Here is an 18,550-nt window from a genome sequence, read left to right as displayed (position 1 = left end):
GGGAGTCCGAAGCTACGGCCCGCGCTTCCGTCAGCTGAAACAGGAGCGGCCGCCCTCGGGCGGCCGCTTCGCTTTCCCACGCTCCGGCATCATGGCGCGGCGATTCCGCCCGAATCGCTACTGGCACCCGTGCATGCTGGTCGGCGCAAGGCAGGCGAAGCCGAGCTTGAGCCCGCCCACCACCGGCTCGCCGACGGACGACACGCGGCGCACCGGGCTCCCACCCACCACCTGCGGCGGACGCCCCGCCAGGTGCTGCATCGCGAGGTCGAAACGCACCAGGTAGCGCGCCTGCTCGCAGCGCGAAACCGCCACCCCCTTCCCCGACAGCTGCGACTCCGGGCACGCGCCAATCACCGCGACCTCCTTGAGCTTCACCCACCCGCCGGTCGCGAACCAGGCGCCGCTCAGGTCGGGCTTCCCCTGCGCCGTGTTCCCCCCCTCGTTCTGCATCGCCGACGCCCCGGCAAAGACGGCGGCCGTCGACATCCCCATCCCCAACGACAGCGGGTTCAGGATCGGCGCGGAGTCGCTCGGGGTGTGCATCGAGAGCACCTTCGTGGTCCCGTACGCCGTGCGCCGCCACGCCACCAGCGCACGACGCGCCGGCGGGCGCATGGTCGCTGCGATCGACGGGTCCCACTCCACCGAGTTCACGAAGGCGTCGTACACCTCGGTCGCGTTCCCCGACTGCACTTCCAGGCGCGAGGGGGCAACGCCGCCGCGCACCGACAACGCCGCGAAGGCAAATCCCTCGCTCCGCGCCAGGTCGCCATTCTCCGCCGCAACCCTCGACATCGCGTCGAACGTCTCGGCCAGCGGCTCGGACTGCGCCTCCGGCCCCGACACGCTCGGCGCGTCCACGCAGGCAGCGGCCGCCGCCAGCAGCATCGCGGCAGTCATCACATGGATCGGTCGCATCCGGTTCATCGCGGCTTTCCTCCTTCGTTCCCCATCATCATATGGACACCCGGCTCCCCCCTACCCCCCACGGAAGCTCGCCAGCGACAGGCGGAGCGACTTGAGCGCCCGCCCCATCTGGGTCTCGACGGTCTTGACGCTGATTCCGAGCCGGGTGGCGATCTCGACGTACGTCAGCCCCCCCTGCCGGCTCATGAGGAAGATCTCGCGGCAGCGCATGGGGAGCCGCGCCACGGCCTCGTTCACCGCCCGCGCCACCTCACCGGTGGACGCGTCGTCGTCGGTGGCCGAGGTGGTCATCGGCTCGCCGCGGGCGGCTTCCTGCTCCTCCCATGCGTTCTCCAACTTCTTGCGCCGCAAGTGGTTGAGCGCCGTGTTTCGCGCGGCACGGAAGAGGTACGTCCGCAGCGCATCGATCTCCGAGAGCGTCTCCCGCTTGGACCACAGCTTGAAGAAGACGTCCTGCACCAGCTCCTCGGCGATGTCCGGCGCGTGCACGTAGCGCCGGACGAAGGTGCACATCCCGCTGTAGTAGCTGCGGAACAGCTGTTCCAGGGCCCGCTCGTCGCCCGCGCGGATTCGCCGCACCAGCTCCGCGTCGCCCGGCGGCGCGGGGGATGACGCCACTTCCTCCGGCAGCGAGTCGCGATCTTCGTCGTCGGCGGGTGCGGTCATCCTGGAACGTGCGAGGCGAGAGGCCGGGGGCCGGGAGCGCCCCCTCCCTATCGCGCCGGGGGCTCGGGGGACGTTAACATGCCCCGTTCTCGACCAGTAAGGGGGGCTTCTCCCCTGACGTGTCTCCTTGTCGTGAACGACGCTCATCCCGATTTCATGCCCAGCGGCTCCCTCCCCGACGACGACTACGATCGTCTCGCCCGCTTCGTCGCGGGTGAGGGGACGGCCGCCGAGCGCGCCGAAACGGAGCGCTGGGCCCAGGAGATCGCCGAGCGGCGCGAAGCACTCGCCGCCTTGCGGCTGGCCTGGGGGACTCCGATCGCCGAGCCGGCATGGGATGTCGATCGCGCGTGGCAGACGCTAGCCAGGCGCATCGAAGTCTCGTCGACCGATGTGAGAAATGACTCGAATGTCGTCGACATCGGCGTACGGCGGCGTTGGTGGCGCGATAGTGCTCGTATCATGCGCGTGGCGGCAGCCGTCGTCGTCATCGTCGGCGGTGCCTTGATCCTCCCCCGGCTGCGCTCCACCAGCGACTCGGCCCCGCGCGCGCTAGCCTCCGCCTCCGAGTTCTCCACCCGGTCGGGCGAGCATCGCACCGTCAACCTCCCCGACGGGAGCACCGTGGTCCTCGGCGTCTCGTCCACCCTGCGACTTCGCGACGGCTATGGCGCCGGCGCCCGCGAGGTGGAGCTCTCGGGCGAGGCGCTCTTCACCGTCGATCACGACGCCGCCCGTCCCTTCCGGGTCCACGTGAACGGGACCGTGGTCGAGGACCTGGGGACCGAGTTCGCGGTGCGTGGCTACGGCCAGGGGACCCCGCTGCGAGTCGCCGTCGCATCCGGATCGGTCGCCGTGCGCCGGGGTACCAGCGCCGACACCGCCGTCGTCCTCGTGCCGCGCGACGTGGCCACGCTCGGAGACGCGGGGGCGGTCACCGTGGCCCGCAACGTCGACCTCACCCCCTTCACGGCGTTCGCGTCCGGACGTCTCATCTTCACCGACGCGCCGTTCACCGACGTCGTCGTGGAGCTGGAGCGATGGTACGGTGTCGAGGTCCGCGTCATCGACGGCGCCATCCTCGATCGCCACCTGACCTCGGCGTTCGAGGGCGAGTCGCTGGACGAGGTGTTGCGGGTGATCGGCATGACGCTCGACGTGCGGTACGTGCGCAACGGCAACCGGATCGACTTCATGAAGCAAGGCGACACGTCGGCGCTCCCGTCGCCCGCCGCGACGACCGTGCTGGCGGAGGCGGGTGCGTGACACCCCCCCGGGGCGCGGCCGCGTCACGGGCGGCGCGCGCGCTCGCGACCGTCGCGCTCGCCGCCGTCTGCGCCACCCCGGCGCTGGGGCAGGAGCGGCTCCTCGCGCGCTCGGATAGCGTGGTCGCCCTGCGGGGCGCCGCGCGCAGCGAGCTCCTGTCCCGCCGTGTCTCCCTGTCGCTGGTCGCCGTCCCCATCGAGCAGGCGCTGCGCGAGATCGCCTCACGCGCCGGGCTTCGCCTCTCCTACAGCTCCGACATCATCCCCGCCGCGCGGCGCGTGAGCGTCTCGCGTGCCGACGTTGCAGCCGGCGACGTGATCGCCGAAGTCCTGCAGGGGACCGACCTCGACGTCGTCGTGAGCCCGTCCGGCTACGTCATCCTCGTGCGCACCCCCGGGCGCCTCCTCCCCAGCGTCGCCTCGCTCTTCTCCGACTCCGCGGCCCGCCTCGGCTCGCCGCTCCGCGTGCGGTCGTCACACCACCGCCCGCAGGTGATGGACCGGATCCTCGTGATGGGGACCCCGGCCACCGGCGCCCCCGAGCGCTCGCTCGCCAGCGCGGTCTCGGTCCTTACGGGGAGCCAGATCGCGCAGAGCGGGGCGACGAGCATGGAGCAGCTCTTCCGCAGCGGGATCCCCGGCGTCGTGTCGTGGGACCTCGGGATCTCCGGACCCTTCGCGCAGATCGGGTCGGTGCGCGGCTCCAGCTCGTTCAGCGCCAACTATCTCAAGACGTACGTCGACGGCGTGGAGCTGGCTTCGCCGTACCTCCTCTTCGCCATCGATCCCTATTCGGTGGAGCGCATCGAGGTCATCCGCGGCCCGCAGGGGTCGGCGCTCTACGGCTCGGACGCCATCAGCGGCGTCGTGCAGGTCGTCACCCGCAAGGGGACCCCCTCCACGGCGTGGCATCCGCAGTTCGACGCGGCCCTGAGCGGCGGGATGATGGAGAGCCGCTTCACCGAGAACGCCAGCGCCATGCAGCACCACTCGGCCATGCTCTCGGCTGGGGGGGCGCGGACGTCGTTAGGCCTGGGGGGGACGTTCGAGGACGTGGGGGCCATCGTCCCCGGCGGCTCGTCGGGGTATCGCGGTACCTTCGGCGGGGCGCGCACCATGCTCGGCCCCCTCCGCCTGGACGCGACCATGCGCTACGCCGACGTGCGCTTCATCGCCCCGTCCAACCCGCTGCTCGGGAGCAATCCCTCCATCGGCACCATCCGCCCGCTCCTCGAGTCGCAGCGCATCGAGAACGAGACCTACGGCCTCACCGCCGACTTCCAGCCGCGCAGCTGGTGGCGGCAGACGCTGGTGCTCGGCCTCGACCGCCACGCGGGGGCCATCGCCCCGCAGCGCGAGCCCGCCACCGTGGCCGACGCCCTCCTCGGCGCCACCAAGGAGAACGTCAGCAAGTCCTCGCTGCGCTACGCGATGGCGCTCCGCCTCGTCGACCGCCCCGGGCTCAGCCTCGGCACCACGTTAGGCGCCGAGCGGAGTGCGCTCCTGCGCGAACGCCTCGGCTTCCGCTCCGACCTGTCGGGGACGGGGACCGGGCTCGCCTCGCTGTACGACGACCAGGTGGACAACACCGGCCTGTTCACGCAGGTGAAGCTGGAGCTGAACGACGCCCTCTTCCTCACCGCCGGGTTGCGCGGCGAGCGCAACTCCAGCTTCGGCGAGAACTACGGCACCGCCTGGGCGCCGATGATGGGAGCCGCCTTCACCCGCGACCTGGGGACGGCCACCGTGAAGCTCCGCGCCGCCTACGGCAAGGGGATCCGCCCCCCGCAGCCTAACGCGAGACGCGCCATCCAGACGCTCGGCTTCCGCCAGGTCGCCAACCCCGAGCTCAGGCCCGAGGTGCAGTCGGGGACCGAGGCGGGGATCGAGCTGTACGTCGGCGACCGCGCCAACCTCTCGCTCACCACCTACAGCCAGACCGCCGACGGGCTCATCCAGCAGGTGGTGGCCAACCAGCGGATGAACGCGCGCACCGTGCAGTTCCAGAACGTCGGCCGCATCCACAACCGCGGCGTCGAGCTGGAGGGGAACGTGCGGCGCGGGGGGCTGCGCGCCGACGTGGCCTTCGCGCTCACCGACTCGCGGGTGCGCGCGCTCTCGCCCAGCTACACCGGCGACCTGCGCCTGGGCGACCGCGTCCCCGAGGTCCCGTCGTCGTCGGGAATGGCCTCGCTCACCTGGGAGACGCGCCGCGTGCGCACCACCGTCGGCACGAACTACATCGGGAGCTGGGTGGGCTACGACTGGCTCGCCTTCTACGGCGGCGAGATGGGGACCGAGGCGTCGCGCCCCGAGCTGCGCAACTACTGGATCGACTATCCGTCGATCACCAAGCCGTTCGTGGGCGTGGGGTACGCGATCGCCCGGGGCGCCGAGTGGTACCTGCGCGTCGACAACCTCACCAACGTGCAGCGCAACGAGCGCGACAACCTGCAGATCACGCAGGGGCGCACCGCCACCGTGGGGCTGCGGCTGGCGCGTTAGGCAGCATCGGGGCGGCGCCAGGCGGCATCCCACGGGGGCGACCGCACGAGGCCGGTCGCCCCCGCCGTCGTGTCCGCTACCGGCCGGCCGACTGGCGCGCGGCGCGCAGCCGCAACGAGGCGTCGACCTCCGACATCGCCACCGCCGCCGGCACCACCCACCCGTCCCGTCGCGCGGTGGGGACGCGAACCGACGCCACCTCGCCCCCCGCCCCCAGCTCCACGACCGCCGTCACCGAATCGCGTGGCCCCTGCGTGATCGAGACGAGGAGCGTCCACGTCCCCTCGCCGGGCCACTGCTTCGCCAGGGCGAAGGCGCCGGGGCGTGACGTGCGCGTGAACGAGAGCCGCACCGACTTCCGCTCCCCGTTCACCAACCCCTCCGCCGTCCCCGAGACCGGGAACTGCGTGGGCGTCCCATGGTGGTAGGCGTGGACCACGAGGAACGCCCCCCTCGTCGCGGCGTCGTACGGGTTCACCGGGTGCTCGATCGAGATCCACGGCGGACCGGCGCTGGCCGCGCTCGTGGGGAAGCTCGTGGCGGCCGGCGCCGGAAGGGCCTCGGGGGCGATGGCGAGCGGGAACAGGAGGGCGACTGCCTGCAGTCTGGGCATCATGACATCCTCTCATCGTTGGGGTGTACGGATGGGATGCCGCTCATGCTCCGGACGTTTAGTTCGTCGCCGCGCCCCCGTTCAGGGGCGCAGCGTGATGGTCCCCTTGAACGAGCGGATGGTGATGCGCGCCGACTCGTTGCCGCGCGCAATGGCGAGCTCGGCGCCACGCCCCTCGCGCCCGGGAGTGGGGCGTGACTTGTCGAAGTGGTTCTCCACAGCCCCGGTCACCGACGACGCCGTGAGCGTGAACTGCCCGGCGCCCGGGAGACGGAGGTCGATCGGGCCGCTATGGGTATCGAAGGTCAGGTCGGCGCCGCGCGCCGCGGTCGCGCTGAAGGAGATGCCGCCCGTCACCGTCTCCACGCGGCCGCGCTCGACCGACCCGTCGATCATGCGGATGCTCCCGCTGACCGAGGTGAGCGCCACGTCGGCGGCGCCGCCGCGCACGGTGATGTCGCCCGACGCCGTCTTGGCGCGCAGCCACCTGGGGGTTCCGGTGATCTCGACACCGGCGTCCATCGCCTCCACCTGCAGCTCGCGAGGCGAGGCGGCGATCCGCACGCTCCCCCCGATCACGTTCAGGTCGAGCCCCCCCGTCACGTCGCGGGCATCGACGTTGGCCGTCCCGCTCTTGATCCACACGCGCGCCCGCGCCGGCACCCGGACTTCCAGCGACCCGCCAGCCGCCACCGCATCGTTAGGCGACTCGATGTACATCTTGGCCCCGCGCGCCGGTACCCCTCCCGGCTCGCCGATCCCCAGTTCCGCGCGCACCCCGGCGGGGAGGGTGCCGGTGATGACCAGCGAGTCCTTCTCCCACCCGATCACCCGCAGCGTCCCCACGCTCCCGCTGATGCGGAAGTAGAGGTCGGGGGCGGCGGCGTGACGCTCGTCGATGCGGCGCTGGGCCCGGGCGGTTGCGGGAGCGGCCAGCGCAACGCCGCAGGCGAGCGCCAGCGCGGCACGAACGACGGGCGCCAGCGGGCGCCGGGACGGGGTGACGCGACGGTGGGTCATAGGGTGTTCGGGAACTCGGCGGCGCGCCGCATCAGCTCCACCTTCTGTCGGTACGACGCGGCCAGCAGCTCGGCCAGCGCGTGGTTGGCGGGGTCGGCCAGCAGCGCTTCCCGCGCCTCGGCGATGGCCCCATCGATCGTCGCCAGCGACCGGTCGACGATGGCGATCGTCTCCGGCGTGAGCGCGGCACGCTGTGCGGTCAGGAGCGCCTCGAGCCCGGCGACGTCACGCTGGAAGGCCGCCTCGGTGGCGGTGAAGCCCGCCGGCAGGGCAGCGGCTCCGCCGGTCATTGCGGCTGACGGCGAGCCGCCGCGCATCAGGTAAGCCGTCGCCGCCGACGACCCCGCCATCAGCACGACCGCCGCGGCCGCCAGCCAGCGCGGTGACGCCACCCACCGCCGGGGACGGCGCGACGGCTCCGCCTCGCCACGCGGGGCACGCTCCCTCCGGGTGCCCGAGCCGCCAACCGCAAGCGCGGCCGCGACATCGCCCCAGAGCCTGCCGTCGGGTTCGATCGCCGCGGGGAGGTGTCGCGCCCGCTCGGCGAGGGCGCGAATCCGCTCCGCAATCGCCAGGCAGGAGGAACATGCGGCGACGTGCCGCGCCACTGCCTCCGCCTCTGCCGCAGCCAGCTGCCCGTCGGCGAAGTCGTTCAGGCGCTCCCACGACACGTGGGCACCAATCCCTGCGGAAATCCCCTCGTCCCGCTCGTGCATCGTCATGACAGGTACTCCATCAAGAGCCGCCGGGCGCGGTGCAGGTGGGCCCGCACCGTCCCCTCGGCAATCCCCATCGCCTGCGCGATCTCGTCGTTCCGGTACCCCTCCACCTCGCGCAGCACGAAGACCGCGCGCGCGTTAGGCGGGAGGCGCCCGATCGCCGCCTCGAGGTCCAGCCGATCGCCCTCGTCGCCCCGCACCACCCGCAACATCGTCGGCGAATCCTCGTCCTCCCCGGTCAACCCTCCCACCTCGTGCGCCTCGCGGCGCCGCTCCCCACGCTCCCGCTCCAACACCACGTTCACCGCCAGGCGATGCAACCACGTGCTGAACGCCGCCTCGCCACGAAACGTCGCGACTTTCTCCCACGCCCGCACGAACACCTCGTGGGTCAGCTCCCGCGCCCGCTGCCGATCGCCCGACATCCGCACGCAGAGGGCGTAGACCCGACCGGCCAGTGCCCGGTACAGCCCCTCGAAGGCAGCCACGTCGCCGGCGCGCGCGCGCTCGGCCAGCGCCGGGAGATCGACGGCGCCGGACGGAGGGGGCGAAGGAGGCGACATGCCCGGCTCGAGCTCGGGCTCGGGCTCGGGCTCGTGCTCGGGCTCGCGATGAGGGACCGTCATTCGAAGGATGGGATGCTTCAGACCCCCCAAGTGTTTAGCGCGACCCTCGGCTTCCGATAGATTAGCCGCTTACTTCACCCCCTCCCCTTCACTCCCCCCTCGCCGACGCCTTGACCCCGTTCCGCTGGTTCCTGACCGCCATCTCGTTCCTGGTCACGATCGGGGTCTCGGTCTATGTCATCGCGTCCGCCTGGCCCGCCGAGGGAGCGCCGCTTGGACTCCCATGGTGGGGACACCTGTTGTGCCTGGGTGCGTTCGCGCTCGACATCGCCTTCCGGGTCATCAAGATCCGGTTCAGCGCCGACGCCATCGGCGTCCCGGTCTCCTTCGGGGCGATCCTCCGCACCACCCTCGGCGGTGACTTCGCCGCCGCCATCACCCCCTCGCGCTCCGGCGCCGAGCCCGCGCGCTTCCTCATCCTGAGCGAGTCGGGGACCCCCCTGGGCGGGGTCGTCGTGGTGCTCTTCCTCGAGGTCTTCCTCGAAGTCCTCTCGCTCTTTGCCGTCACCCTCGGGCTCGCCGTCCTGCTCGGCGAGTCGGGGCCGCTGGTGAAGGGGATGCTGGGAACCGTGCTGCTCTATTCGGCCGGGGTACTGGGGGCGGGGGCCTTTGCCTACACGCTGTCGCACCGGAACGCCAAGGGGCCGCGCCCCGCGTGGGTGCGCGCCATCGGGGTCAACGCCCTCATCTGGCGGCGCGTGCAGCGGGGGCTGCGGCAGCTGCGGGGGAGCGTCGCATCGCTCAGGGCCGCCCATCGCGGGACCATGGCGCTCGCCCTCCTCTTTTCCATCCTGCACGTCTGCGCCCGCCTCCTCGTCCTCCCCATCATCGTCTGGTCGTACGGGGAACAGGTGCCGCTGGGGCCGATCCTCCTCTGGCCCCTCGTTCTATTGTATGGCGCCGCCGTCGCGCCGGCCCCCGGCGGGGGTGGGGTCGTCGAGGTCGCGTTCAAGGTCGCCCTCGGCGGCACGCTCCCTGCACGGCTGTTGGGAGCATCTCTCATATGGTGGCGGGTCTACACCTTCTATCTCTACACGGTGACCGGGGCCTTCGCGGCCGGACGCACCGTGATGCGGGCCCTGAGGCGCGCACGGAGGCATCACTAGAAGGTCGGACCCGCCGACCACGAGCGGCCCGCGCTCCACCATGAACGAACGTTCATCGTGCGGCGGCCGAGTGGGAGGCAGGAAACCGTCGAGCGGTCGCACCACCCGTGGCATCCCCTCCATTCACGCAAGGCTGGGCCGACGCCTTCCGCGACGCCGTCAATAGCGACGTGTCGTATCGCCAGGCGGGGCTGCAGTGGCAGTCGCCGGTCGCCTTCGTCCTCGACGACGGCGCTCCCGTCGGGCTCATCGGCCCGGTCGCACTCGAGCTCAACCTCGACCGCGGGCTGTGCAACACCGCCCGCATCATGTCGCCCGACGCCTGCACGGCGCCGTTTGTCTTCCGTGCCGACTACCCCACCTGGCGGGAGATCATGGACGGCACCCTGGACCCGGTGGCGGCGGTCATGAACGGCAAGGTGCGCTTGACCGGGAACATGGTCGCCCTCATGATGCACGCGCGTGCGGTGACCGCCCTCGTGCGTTGCGCACAGCAGGTCCCCACCAGCCATCCCGACCAGCCGGCGGCCTGACCGCGCCGCCCGGCGCCACAGGAGCCCGACATGCCCTTCGACCCCGGCCTGGTGGAGCGCATCCGCGATGCCCTCGTCCGCCTTGGCGAGCGCGGGATGCGCGAGAAGGGCGTCTTCAGCGGGCGCGGCTTCCTCGAGGGGAAGAGCACCTTCGTCATCGCCTGGGACGACTCGATCATCGCCAAGATGCCCCCCGAGGCGTACGAGGAGGCGCTGCAGCGCGCCGGCGTCGTCGCCTTTGCGCCTGACGGCGAACGCCCCATGAGCACCTGGGTGGTGGTGAGCGCCGACGTCGTCGCCGACGACCCCGAGCTGGCCGAGTGGGTGGCGCTGGCGCTGCGGGGGGTGCGCAGCGCGCCGCCGGCCAAGGCGCGAAAGGGCGGTGCGCCCGCGAAGTCGGCCCCGCGCGGCAAGCGCCGCTAAACCTTCCTTCCCGCCCTTCCCCGCAGCTCCATGCCCGCCTGGTTCGACGAACTCCGCGGCGACGTCCGCGTCGCGCTGCGCTCCATGTGGCGCGCCCCCCTCTTCGCCGCCCTCGTCGTCACCACGCTCTCCCTCGGGATCGGCGCCGCGACCGCGGTCTGGGCCCTGGTCGACGGCGTCGTCTTGCGCCCCCTGGTCTATCGCGATGCCGACCGACTCTTCACCCTGCGCGAGCAATCGCAGAACGGCGGTGAGCGCCCGACCTCCTACCCCACCTTTCTCGACTGGAAGGCGCGGGCTACCGCGTTCGACCGCCTCGCCTTCGCCCGCGGCGAGGACATCACGATGCAGGAGCCGGAAGGGGCACGTCGCATCCTCGGCGCCTTCGTCAGCGAGGACTTCTTCCCGGCACTCGGTGTCGGGGCGCAGCTCGGACGGACGTTCACGGCCTCGGGGGGCGCCGAGCGTCCCATGGTCATCTCATGGGATTTCTGGCAGAAGCGCTTCGGCGGCGACCCGGCGGCGGTGGGGAGCACGCTGTCCAGCGCCGACGGCGCGTACACCGTCGTCGGCGTGATGCCGCGCGAGTTCGCGGAGCCGGCGTGGGCCGATGTGTGGGTCCCCCTCGACCTCCTCCCGCCGCGGTCGCGGTTCGTGCTGACGCAGCGCTCGCTGCACGTGGACGCGCAGGTGACCGGGCGCCTGGCCCCCGGGGTCACCCGGGCGCAGGGCGAGGCGCAGATGGCGGCGCTCGCGTCGACGATCGCGCGGCAGTTCCCCGACGACGCCGCCGAGTGGACGAAGGTGTCGTTCAACCCGCTGCGCGACACGTTGCTGGGCGACGCGGCCACGCGGCTGCAGGTGCTGGCGCTGGTCGTCGCGCTCGTCCTCCTCGTGACCTGCCTCAACGCCGCCGGGCTCCTGGTGGCGCGCCAGGCGGGGCGGCGGCGCGAGCTGGCCGTGCGCGTCGCGCTGGGCGCGCGCGCGACGCGGCTCGTGAGGCAGGCACTCTCGGAGAGCCTGGTGCTGGCGGTCGCCGGCGGCGTGGGGGGCGTCGCGGTGGCCTCGCTCCTCCTCTCGGCCATCAACCGCCTCGCCCCCCGCACCTTCCCGCGCCTGGCCGAGGTCTCGTTCGACGCCCGGGCGCTTGGCTTCGTGGCGCTGGTGGTGGCGGTCGTGACCGTGGTCATCGGGCTCCTCCCGGCACGCTCGGCGGTCCGCCTGCAGCTGACGGGCGCCCTGCGTGACGGGACGGCGGGGAGCGGCGAGGGGCGCGCCAGCGGGCGGCTGCGCGGCGCGCTGGTGGTGGGACAGGTCGCGGTGGCCGTGGTGGTGGCGGTGAGCGCGGGGCTGGTGACGCGCTCGCTCGTCCGCCTCGGCGACATCCCGCTCGGCGTTGCCCCTGACGGGGTGACGCTGCTGCGCGTCTTCCCGCCCCCCGGCCGGCACGACACCCCCGAGGGGGCGCTCTCGCTGTATCGCCGGCTGGAGGAATCGGTGGCCGCCGTCCCCGGCGTACAGCGCGCCGCCCTCGTGAACCACGCCCCCTTCACCGGGGGAATGGTGCTCACGCGCGTCCTCACCGATGCCCCCCCGGCCACCGACGGGAGCGACGTGGCGGTGTACCGCACCGTCTCGCCCGGCTACCTGGAGACGTTCGGCGGGACGCTCCGAAAGGGGCGCTTCATCGCCGAGGCCGACCTGGCGTCGGTGGGGAGCGGGCTCGTGGTGAACGAGGCCTTCGTGCGGCGATTCGCGGCCGGGGGCGAGGCGCTGGGGACGGTGGTGACCGTCTTTCGCATGGCGCAGGGACGGGCCGACATGGGGACGCGCATCGTCGCCCCCATCGTCGGCGTGATGGCCGACGAGCGCTTGTTCGGCGCCGCCGTGCCGCCACCGCCCATGGTCTACGTCCCCTACACGTGGAATGCTTGGCCCAACACGTACGTTGCGGTGCGGTCGTCGCTCCCGGCCGACGCACTCAGGCCGCTCCTCGATCGCGCCGTCCTGTCCGTGGAGCCGGCCATCCCGATCGCCGGGACGAGCCCGCAGGTCGAGTTTCGCCCCCTCGCCTTCTACCTGGACGGGATGCTCGAGAGCCGGCGGGTGGGCGCCTGGTCGCTCACCGCGTTCAGCGCGGCCGCGTTGCTCCTGGCGGCCGTCGGGATCTTCGGCGTCATGGCCTACCTGGTGGCCCAGCGCTCGCGCGAGATCGGGCTGCGCCTCGCCCTCGGCGCCTCACCGGCGTCGGTGTCGCGCTGGGTCCTGTGGCACGCCGTGCGCCTGGCGATGATCGGCGTGGCGCTGGGGAGCGTGGTGGCGCTGGGGTGGACGCAGCTGTTGCGCAGCCAGCTGGTGGGGGTGACGTCCACCGACCCGCTGGCCTATCTCGGGGCGGCGACGCTCTTCGCCATCGCCGCGCTCGTCGCCGGGCTGGTCCCGGCGTGGCGGGCGGCGCGGGTGGACCCGGTGACGATGCTGCGCGCCGACTGACCGCCGGCGCCTAACGCGCCGGACAGGTGATGCGGGTGGCGACCGACGTCTCTCCCGTCTGCGCGGCCATGCGCAGTGCCAGCGGGAAGCGGGCGTAGGCCCCCGCCTGCGCCCGCACCAGCGCCACGTCGCCCTTGGGGGAAAGCGTCCAGTGCCACTGCGTGTTCGCCTCGGGGCGGGCCCCGATGAGGCGGGCCGATCGCAGCACCTCACCCTCGAATGTCCCCGTCTCCGTCCCCTCGAGGGCGATGATCTCGGTGACGCCGGCGTCGAGTGCCGGGACCCGGCGTTGCAGCCGATAGCACCCGACGATCGCCTGCACCGCCGTGACGCCGGGGCGCGCGTCGATCCGCGCCTCGGCGGCGCCGGTGGTGACCACCGCTTCCAGCTGCAGTGTGCGCTCCCCCAGCACGCGCGCCTTCTCGGTGCGGGTGATGGAGTCGGGGCTCACGGCCAGCGTGCGCTTGGCGGCAGTGGAATCGGCGGGGCGGGCGGTCCCCCCGGCCACGGCGCCCTGTGCCGTCGGGGCCACACCGCGCGCGGCAACGTCGGCAACGGTGGACTCCCGAGCCGCAGGCGGTGGCGCGGCGCGATTCTCGACGGCACCTCGCCCGCGCGAGGTGGCATCGGCCGACTCCTCACGCGACGCGGGCGCCTTGGCGCGCGCGGCCGCCACCTTCTGCTCGGCCGGGGCGGCCGACGCGGCGGTGGGTGCCTGTGTCGGCGCGGGCGCAACGGCAGGGGACTGGGGCGGCGCCGCCACCGAGGGCGACTCCGTCGCCGGCGCGCGTTCCATCGAGTAGTCCGCCACGCTCTTCACTCCCCCGCGGCGTGCGACCACGCTGACCGCCACCGCGATGAACGCGATCCCCGCCGCCGCCGCGAAGTGCGGGCGCTGCCACCACGCCCTGCGTCCACGCAACGGTGCCGGGGCGACACCACCGCTCGTGGCGCTGGAGCCCACCGGTGCGTCGCTCCGCCCCGGCACGCTCGCGGTGCCAGGCGAGGCGCCGGCACGCTCCCGCGGGATCACCCCTCCCGGCACGTCGTCCAGCGCCGACAGGATTCGTGACGACGCCGCGATGAAGCCCCGCGCCTCGGCCACCGCCGCCGAGCACTGCTCGCAGCCGCGCACGTGCGCCTCCACGCGCGCCGCCTCGTCGGGCGGGAGGGCGCTGTCGAGCCAGGCGTGGATCGTCCCTTCGTCGATGTGCGTCATTGATCCCCTCCGGCACGCCGCCGTGCCTCGTCCTGCAGCGCCTCGTACGTTTCCGCCAGGCGCCGCCGTGCGCGCGCCAACGTCGTGCCGATCGATCCCACCGAGAGCCCGAGGGCGTCGGCAATCTCGTTGTAGTCGAGTCCTTCCTCGCGCATCAGGAGGGCCAGCCGGTCGCGCTCGGCCAGCGCATCGACCGCCTTGCGCGCCATCGCCCCTTCCTGCGCGCGTTCCAGCGACGTTTCGAGCGGTTCGGTCACGCGTTCGCGCTCCTCGGCCGCCAGGAGTTGCAGGTGGCGGCGCCGTCGCTCGTCCTTGCGCGCTTCGTCGCGCACCAGGTTGGTGGCCACCGCGAAGAGCCAGGAGCGTTCGCTGGTGAGTGCGTCCTGGCGGAGGGCGCGCAGGAACGTCTCCTGCGCGACCTCCTCGGCCCAGTCGCGGTCGCCCAGGCGCCGGGTGAGGTAACGCACCAGCGGCACGTGGTACAGCTTGAACAGTCGCTCCAGCTCGTCGTCGCGCATGGCGGTGCGGTGCGTGGCTACCAGTCCCGGGCCAGCGAATCCATCGCCGCGGCGTCGAGCCGTTCCGCCCCGTCGGCCGCCAGCGCCACCGCCACCGCGCGCCCGGCCACGATCACCCGGTCGCCGAGCGCGAACGGGGCGGCGAGGTCGTCGAGGCGTTGCAGCAGGGCGAAGTAGGCGGGAGAGAAGGGTTTCACGGTCACCGTGCGCATGGACGGGGTGTAACGTGCATCCGTCCATACCCCGTTGACGAGGGTAAAGAGCCGGTTGGCGATCCGCTTCTGCGTGCCGGCGGCGTCCGGGACGAGCACCGCGTCCAGTTCGGCGACCGACTTGGCCTCGCGCTGGGCCGCGGCCGCCTTGGCCGCCTCGAAACGCGCCTCGTTGTCGCTCCGGGGGCGTTGTGCCGACGGCGCCGGGGCCGCATTGCCGCCGGCCGCTCCCTTCTCGCGGGTCATCGTGCGGCGCGAGCCAGAGTCCTGAATCGACATCGCCGCACCGGTGGTGACGACACTCTCCAGCCGCAGCGGCTGTCCGGCGCCGAGCTGGCGGTTGGCGACGTTCATCCCGGGTTCCACGACCAGGTACGACGAGAACTCGGTCGGGATCCCGTACCGCTCGCCTAACGACTTGATCTCGGCGTCCATCTCGGTGGTGCCGCCGCGCTTGCGCTTCTCGGCGGCCAGCCATCCGACGCGCTGGGCGGCCCACAGGCGGGCGACGAACGGATTGTCGCGCGTGCGCTCGGGGAAGTTGGCGCGCGTCGACCAGGTCACCGGGCCGTCCGGCGACTCGCCTTCCAGGCTCAGCGTCGCCATCCCGTCGCCCTCGTAGCGGGCCAGGATCACCAGGTCCTGTCCGGCGAAGACGTCGAGCGCCCCGGCCGGGAGGAGCTGCGAGAGCCGCACGCCGCTGGCGCGGAGCCGCACGTTGGTGAGGACCGGCGTCGAGAGGCGGCGGGCCAGGAGCGAGACCGTGCGTTCGACCGATTCGTTGTCCCGGACGAAGTGCGCCGTTCCGTGACCTTCGACCGCCAGCTGCTCGACGAGGGTGGCGTTGACGTCGGCGCTGATCCCCACCGAGAAGACGCGGCGCTCGCCGCGAAGGCGCGCCGCCATCTCGGCGATGCGGTCCGCGTTGCGCTCGCCCACCGTCGGCTGACCGTCGGTGATGAAGACGACGAGCGGGAGGCGGTCGAGCGCGCGCGCCGGCCTGCCGCGCCAACCATCCGAGCGGCGACCCTCGTCGCCCATATCGTCGAGCGCCTCTTCGAGCGCCCCCGAGATGTTGGTCGACCCCTCGGCGCGCAGGGCGTCGAGGTAGCGCCGGGCGTCGTCGAGGTTGTCGCGCGACGCGGTCGTCCATTCATCGCGGAAGTTGCGCACGTCGGTGGAGAAGTCGATGATGCGGAATCGGTCGTCGGGGCGCAGCGATTCGAGAAGGGCGCGCCCCGCCGCCTTGGCCTGCTCGAGCTTGCGCCCGGCCATGGAGCCCGAGACGTCGACCACGAAGGTGAGGTCGCGCGGGACCGTGCGGCGTGAGGTGGAAGGCGGCGTGACCGTGATGAGGGCGAAGCCGCGCTCGTCTCGGGTCGGGGCGTGGGCGAGGACGCTCAGCGCCGCCGAGTTGGCGCGGCGGAGCGGGAGGAGGATCGTGACGTCGGCGGCGCTGCCGCGGGCGTCGACCTGGCGGTAGCGCCCATCGTCGCGCGTGCGGAGCGTGTGCGTCGGCGAGTAGGGCTCCCCGTAGTTTGGGCCTGGCTGGTAGAGAAAGCGGACGTGCGACCATTCGCCCCGTTCGTCGTCGCGAGCGTCGCGCGCACCGCGAGTGCCGTGCGCGTCGCGGGCATCGCGCGACGGTTCGCCGCGAGCGCCCGCCAGTCCTGCGAGCCCCTGCCCCCCCGTCCCGTTCGGGTCCGTACCGCGGCGGTAGTCGATGCGCAGCGCGTCGCCCTCGCGCTCGGCGACGCTCTGGTAGCGCACCACGATCTTCTTCTCCTCACCGGGGTTGATCGGGAAGATGCGCGTGCGGAGCATCCCGCTCCCCATCCATTCCACGAGCGCCGGGTCGCGCTGACGGCGCACGATCTCCTCATAGATGCCGCGCGCCTTGTCGGCCGGCAGCGTCTCGCCGGAGACGAGCTCGCCGTTGATCGAGAGCTTGAGGTCCTCGAAGGCGGCGCCCGGTGGGAGCGGGAAGATGTAATCCGCCTCGGCGACCGTCCGCCCGGTGTTCTTGAAGACCTCGGTCACTTCGTAGCGAAGGACGCGGTCGGCGAGGGCGATCTTCGCGTCGCTGGTGAGGCGGACGAGTGTCGGGCCGCAGGGGGCCGGGAGAGGGATGGCGCAGCGGGAATCCGGGGGGCAGCGTGGCGGGGGAGGCGGGGTGCAGGGGCGGGTGATGAGTCGCCCCTGGGCATCGACGGTTGCCGGGAGCGCCGCCGAGGCGGCCACGGTGAGGGTGGCGGCGGAGAGGAGGCGGAGGGCGCTGCTGAGGTGGCGATGGAGGGCGGGCATGGCGGCATCCTGAAGTGGGTCTGATCAGGAGACGTCGCCACCGGCGCCGACTTGCACACCTGCCTCAAAGCTCCGCGACAGGCGTGAAGATTGGGTACGGGGGGCGACGGGAGGACGACGTTCGGCGATTCCTGGAGCATCTGGCGTCGGAGCGGAGGGTGTCTGCGTCCACGCAGAACCAGGCGCGCGCCGCGATCGTCTTTCTGTACCGAGCCGTCCTGCAGCTCCCCATCGGGGAGACTCCAGCCGTGGCGCGCGCCAAGGCCGGTGCGCGCGTTCCCAACGTCCTGGAGCCGGACGAGGTCCGCCAGGTGCTGTCGCACCTGAACGGCGATTCGCGCCTCGTCGTGATGCTGCTGTATGGCGCCGGGCTGCGGCTGATGGAAGCCCTCACGCTGCGCGTGAAGGATGTGGACCTGAAGCGCTGCGTCCTTTCCATCCACGCCGCCAAGGGGAACAAGGACCGGCGCACCGTCCTCCCGGCTCGCCTCGTGGACCTCCTGGGCGAGCGGATCGAGAAGGGACGACGGCGGCACCTTCTCGACTGCGCGCGCGGCGGCGGCTACGTGCCGCTCCCCGACGCCTTGGAGCGGAAGTATCCCGGACTGGCGCGCGACTGGCGTTGGAGTTGGGTCTTTCCCGCGACCAGGGAGTATCGCGACCGCGTGAGCCGGCTGCGGATGCGGTATCACCTGTATCCCACGACCGTCCAGCGTGCGATCACCGCGGCCGCTGCCGCGAGCGGCATCAACAAGCGCGTTTCGGCGCACACCTTCCGACACTCGTTCGCCACGCATCTGCTTCGAGCCGGCTACGACATCCGCACCGTGCAGGAGCTGCTGGGGCACCGTGACGTGTCGACCACGATGATCTACCTGCACGTGCTGGATAAGGGGCCCGGGGTGCGCAGCCCCTTGGATGCACTGTCGGGCGCGTAGTCGGGCGCGGCTCAGCCTGAGCCCTCAGCTTCATCGCCGCCCCCGATCCGCCCCGCGGCCCCCAACCTCACGCTCGGCCCTCTCTCCCTACCCACTCCGCTCGGCCGATGCGACTACTTACGCTGTCATTCGATGCATCCGAACTCGGCGAAGCTCGTTCGAGCTTCAGACGCCCTAAGTGATGCCCTGTGGCGCGGATGCGACAACTCTGGACCGACTCACCGGATCGCGTTAGCGTGCGAGTCGACGCACCCAAGCAGCCTGGGCGCGGTAATTCGGTGATTGAGGGGAAGTTTCTAATTCGAGTTATGCCGCAGCTCCCTAAGAGAGGCGCACTGTGACGGTTCGAGTAGTCGCGGGTTAGCGGCACTGCTCCTCACCGTGTCACTGCCGAGAGTGTGCCGCGCGCAGGATCCCGCGCGCTCAACTGGGGGGCCAGCCCTCCTACCGTTCCTGGGAT

General features: G+C 72.2%; 16 protein-coding genes. 7 read left to right on the top strand and 9 right to left on the bottom strand.

Features of this window, described 5'->3' with window-relative positions; all coding sequences use genetic code 11:
• Positions 1-117: 117 nt before the first annotated feature.
• Together ABS52_09850 and ABS52_09845 are read right to left on the bottom strand one after the other, a co-directional pair.
• Positions 118-930: a hypothetical protein gene (locus ABS52_09850; GenBank protein ID ODT03301.1), complete on the bottom strand. Its 813-nt coding sequence runs from the start codon at positions 928-930 to the stop codon at positions 118-120.
• A 51-nt stretch (positions 931-981) separates the two neighbouring features.
• Complete coding sequence (locus ABS52_09845; protein ODT03330.1) at positions 982-1,443, bottom strand: hypothetical protein; 462 nt, start codon at positions 1,441-1,443, stop codon at positions 982-984.
• A 309-nt stretch (positions 1,444-1,752) separates the two neighbouring features.
• Here ABS52_09845 and ABS52_09840 point away from each other — a divergent pair, with 309 nt between their 5' ends.
• Together ABS52_09840 and ABS52_09835 are read left to right on the top strand one after the other, a co-directional pair.
• On the top strand, positions 1,753-2,862 hold the full coding sequence (locus ABS52_09840; GenBank protein ID ODT03300.1) for a hypothetical protein: 1,110 nt from the start codon (positions 1,753-1,755) through the stop codon (positions 2,860-2,862).
• On the top strand, positions 2,859-5,366 hold the full coding sequence (locus ABS52_09835; protein ODT03299.1) for a hypothetical protein: 2,508 nt from the start codon (positions 2,859-2,861) through the stop codon (positions 5,364-5,366). Before ABS52_09840 ends, ABS52_09835 begins: the two co-directional genes overlap by 4 nt.
• A gap of 76 nt (positions 5,367-5,442) precedes the next feature.
• On the opposite strand, the gene ABS52_09830 is transcribed toward ABS52_09835, so the two are convergent.
• From ABS52_09830 to ABS52_09815, 4 genes are all read right to left on the bottom strand, one after another.
• Positions 5,443-5,982 (bottom strand): hypothetical protein, encoded by a 540-nt coding sequence (locus ABS52_09830; protein ID ODT03298.1) that lies wholly within the window; start codon positions 5,980-5,982, stop codon positions 5,443-5,445.
• Between the two features lie 78 nt (positions 5,983-6,060).
• Complete coding sequence (locus tag ABS52_09825; GenBank protein ODT03297.1) at positions 6,061-6,999, bottom strand: hypothetical protein; 939 nt, start codon at positions 6,997-6,999, stop codon at positions 6,061-6,063.
• Positions 6,996-7,715, bottom strand: coding sequence for a hypothetical protein (locus ABS52_09820; protein ODT03296.1), 720 nt, complete (start codon positions 7,713-7,715; stop codon positions 6,996-6,998). The genes ABS52_09825 and ABS52_09820 overlap by 4 nt, the downstream gene beginning before the upstream one ends.
• A gap of 2 nt (positions 7,716-7,717) precedes the next feature.
• On the bottom strand, positions 7,718-8,281 hold the full coding sequence (locus ABS52_09815) for a hypothetical protein (GenBank protein ID ODT03329.1): 564 nt from the start codon (positions 8,279-8,281) through the stop codon (positions 7,718-7,720).
• Positions 8,282-8,454: 173 nt separating this feature from the next.
• Between ABS52_09815 and ABS52_09810 the strand changes: the two genes are divergently transcribed.
• The 4 genes from ABS52_09810 to ABS52_09795 all read left to right on the top strand — a co-directional run bounded on the left by ABS52_09810 (position 8,455) and on the right by ABS52_09795 (position 12,899).
• Complete coding sequence (locus tag ABS52_09810) at positions 8,455-9,450, top strand: hypothetical protein (protein ID ODT03295.1); 996 nt, start codon at positions 8,455-8,457, stop codon at positions 9,448-9,450.
• A gap of 107 nt (positions 9,451-9,557) precedes the next feature.
• Positions 9,558-9,983: a hypothetical protein gene (locus tag ABS52_09805; protein ODT03294.1), complete on the top strand. Its 426-nt coding sequence runs from the start codon at positions 9,558-9,560 to the stop codon at positions 9,981-9,983.
• Positions 9,984-10,034: 51 nt separating this feature from the next.
• Entirely contained in the window at positions 10,035-10,406 is a 372-nt protein-coding gene (locus tag ABS52_09800) for a hypothetical protein (protein ODT03293.1), read from the top strand.
• 30 nt (positions 10,407-10,436) lie between these two features.
• Entirely contained in the window at positions 10,437-12,899 is a 2,463-nt protein-coding gene (locus ABS52_09795; GenBank protein ID ODT03292.1) for a hypothetical protein, read from the top strand.
• 10 nt (positions 12,900-12,909) lie between these two features.
• Here the strand turns inward: ABS52_09795 and ABS52_09790 are convergent, their stop codons facing one another.
• From ABS52_09790 to ABS52_09780, 3 genes are read right to left on the bottom strand one after another with little or no spacing between them, the layout of a single operon-like run.
• Complete coding sequence (locus ABS52_09790; GenBank protein ODT03291.1) at positions 12,910-14,118, bottom strand: hypothetical protein; 1,209 nt, start codon at positions 14,116-14,118, stop codon at positions 12,910-12,912.
• Positions 14,115-14,636, bottom strand: a complete 522-nt coding sequence (locus ABS52_09785; GenBank protein ID ODT03290.1) for a hypothetical protein — start codon at positions 14,634-14,636, stop codon at positions 14,115-14,117. Before ABS52_09785 ends, ABS52_09790 begins: the two co-directional genes overlap by 4 nt.
• 17 nt (positions 14,637-14,653) lie before the next feature.
• The gene (locus tag ABS52_09780) at positions 14,654-17,152 is read right to left on the bottom strand and encodes a hypothetical protein (protein ODT03289.1); all 2,499 of its coding nucleotides are present in this window, start codon (positions 17,150-17,152) and stop codon (positions 14,654-14,656) included.
• Positions 17,153-17,235: 83 nt separating this feature from the next.
• Between ABS52_09780 and ABS52_09775 the strand changes: the two genes are divergently transcribed.
• Complete coding sequence (locus ABS52_09775; protein ID ODT03288.1) at positions 17,236-18,090, top strand: hypothetical protein; 855 nt, start codon at positions 17,236-17,238, stop codon at positions 18,088-18,090.
• The last annotated feature ends 460 nt before the right edge of the window (positions 18,091-18,550 follow it).

It is taken from the genome of Gemmatimonadetes bacterium SCN 70-22, from assembly GCA_001724275.1.
Classification (GTDB): domain Bacteria; phylum Gemmatimonadota; class Gemmatimonadetes; order Gemmatimonadales; family Gemmatimonadaceae; genus SCN-70-22.
This window is presented reverse-complemented; position numbering and strand designations above follow the sequence as displayed.

What these genes read in the sequence shown, in the direction of transcription:
- ABS52_09850 (ODT03301.1), bottom strand. Translation starts at nt 930, where the DNA reads ATGAACCGGATGCGACCGATCCATGTGATGACTGCCGCGATGCTGCTG.
- ABS52_09845 (ODT03330.1), bottom strand. Translation starts at nt 1,443, where the DNA reads ATGTGCACCTTCGTCCGGCGCTACGTGCACGCGCCGGACATCGCCGAG.
- ABS52_09840 (ODT03300.1), top strand. Translation starts at nt 1,753, where the DNA reads ATGCCCAGCGGCTCCCTCCCCGACGACGACTACGATCGTCTCGCCCGC.
- ABS52_09830 (ODT03298.1), bottom strand. Translation starts at nt 5,982, where the DNA reads ATGATGCCCAGACTGCAGGCAGTCGCCCTCCTGTTCCCGCTCGCCATC.
- ABS52_09825 (ODT03297.1), bottom strand. Translation starts at nt 6,999, where the DNA reads ATGACCCACCGTCGCGTCACCCCGTCCCGGCGCCCGCTGGCGCCCGTC.
- ABS52_09820 (ODT03296.1), bottom strand. Translation starts at nt 7,715, where the DNA reads ATGCACGAGCGGGACGAGGGGATTTCCGCAGGGATTGGTGCCCACGTG.
- ABS52_09815 (ODT03329.1), bottom strand. Translation starts at nt 8,281, where the DNA reads ATGTCGCCTCCTTCGCCCCCTCCGTCCGGCGCCGTCGATCTCCCGGCG.
- ABS52_09795 (ODT03292.1), top strand. Translation starts at nt 10,437, where the DNA reads ATGCCCGCCTGGTTCGACGAACTCCGCGGCGACGTCCGCGTCGCGCTG.
- ABS52_09790 (ODT03291.1), bottom strand. Translation starts at nt 14,118, where the DNA reads ATGACGCACATCGACGAAGGGACGATCCACGCCTGGCTCGACAGCGCC.
- ABS52_09785 (ODT03290.1), bottom strand. Translation starts at nt 14,636, where the DNA reads ATGCGCGACGACGAGCTGGAGCGACTGTTCAAGCTGTACCACGTGCCG.
- ABS52_09780 (ODT03289.1), bottom strand. Translation starts at nt 17,152, where the DNA reads ATGCCCGCCCTCCATCGCCACCTCAGCAGCGCCCTCCGCCTCCTCTCC.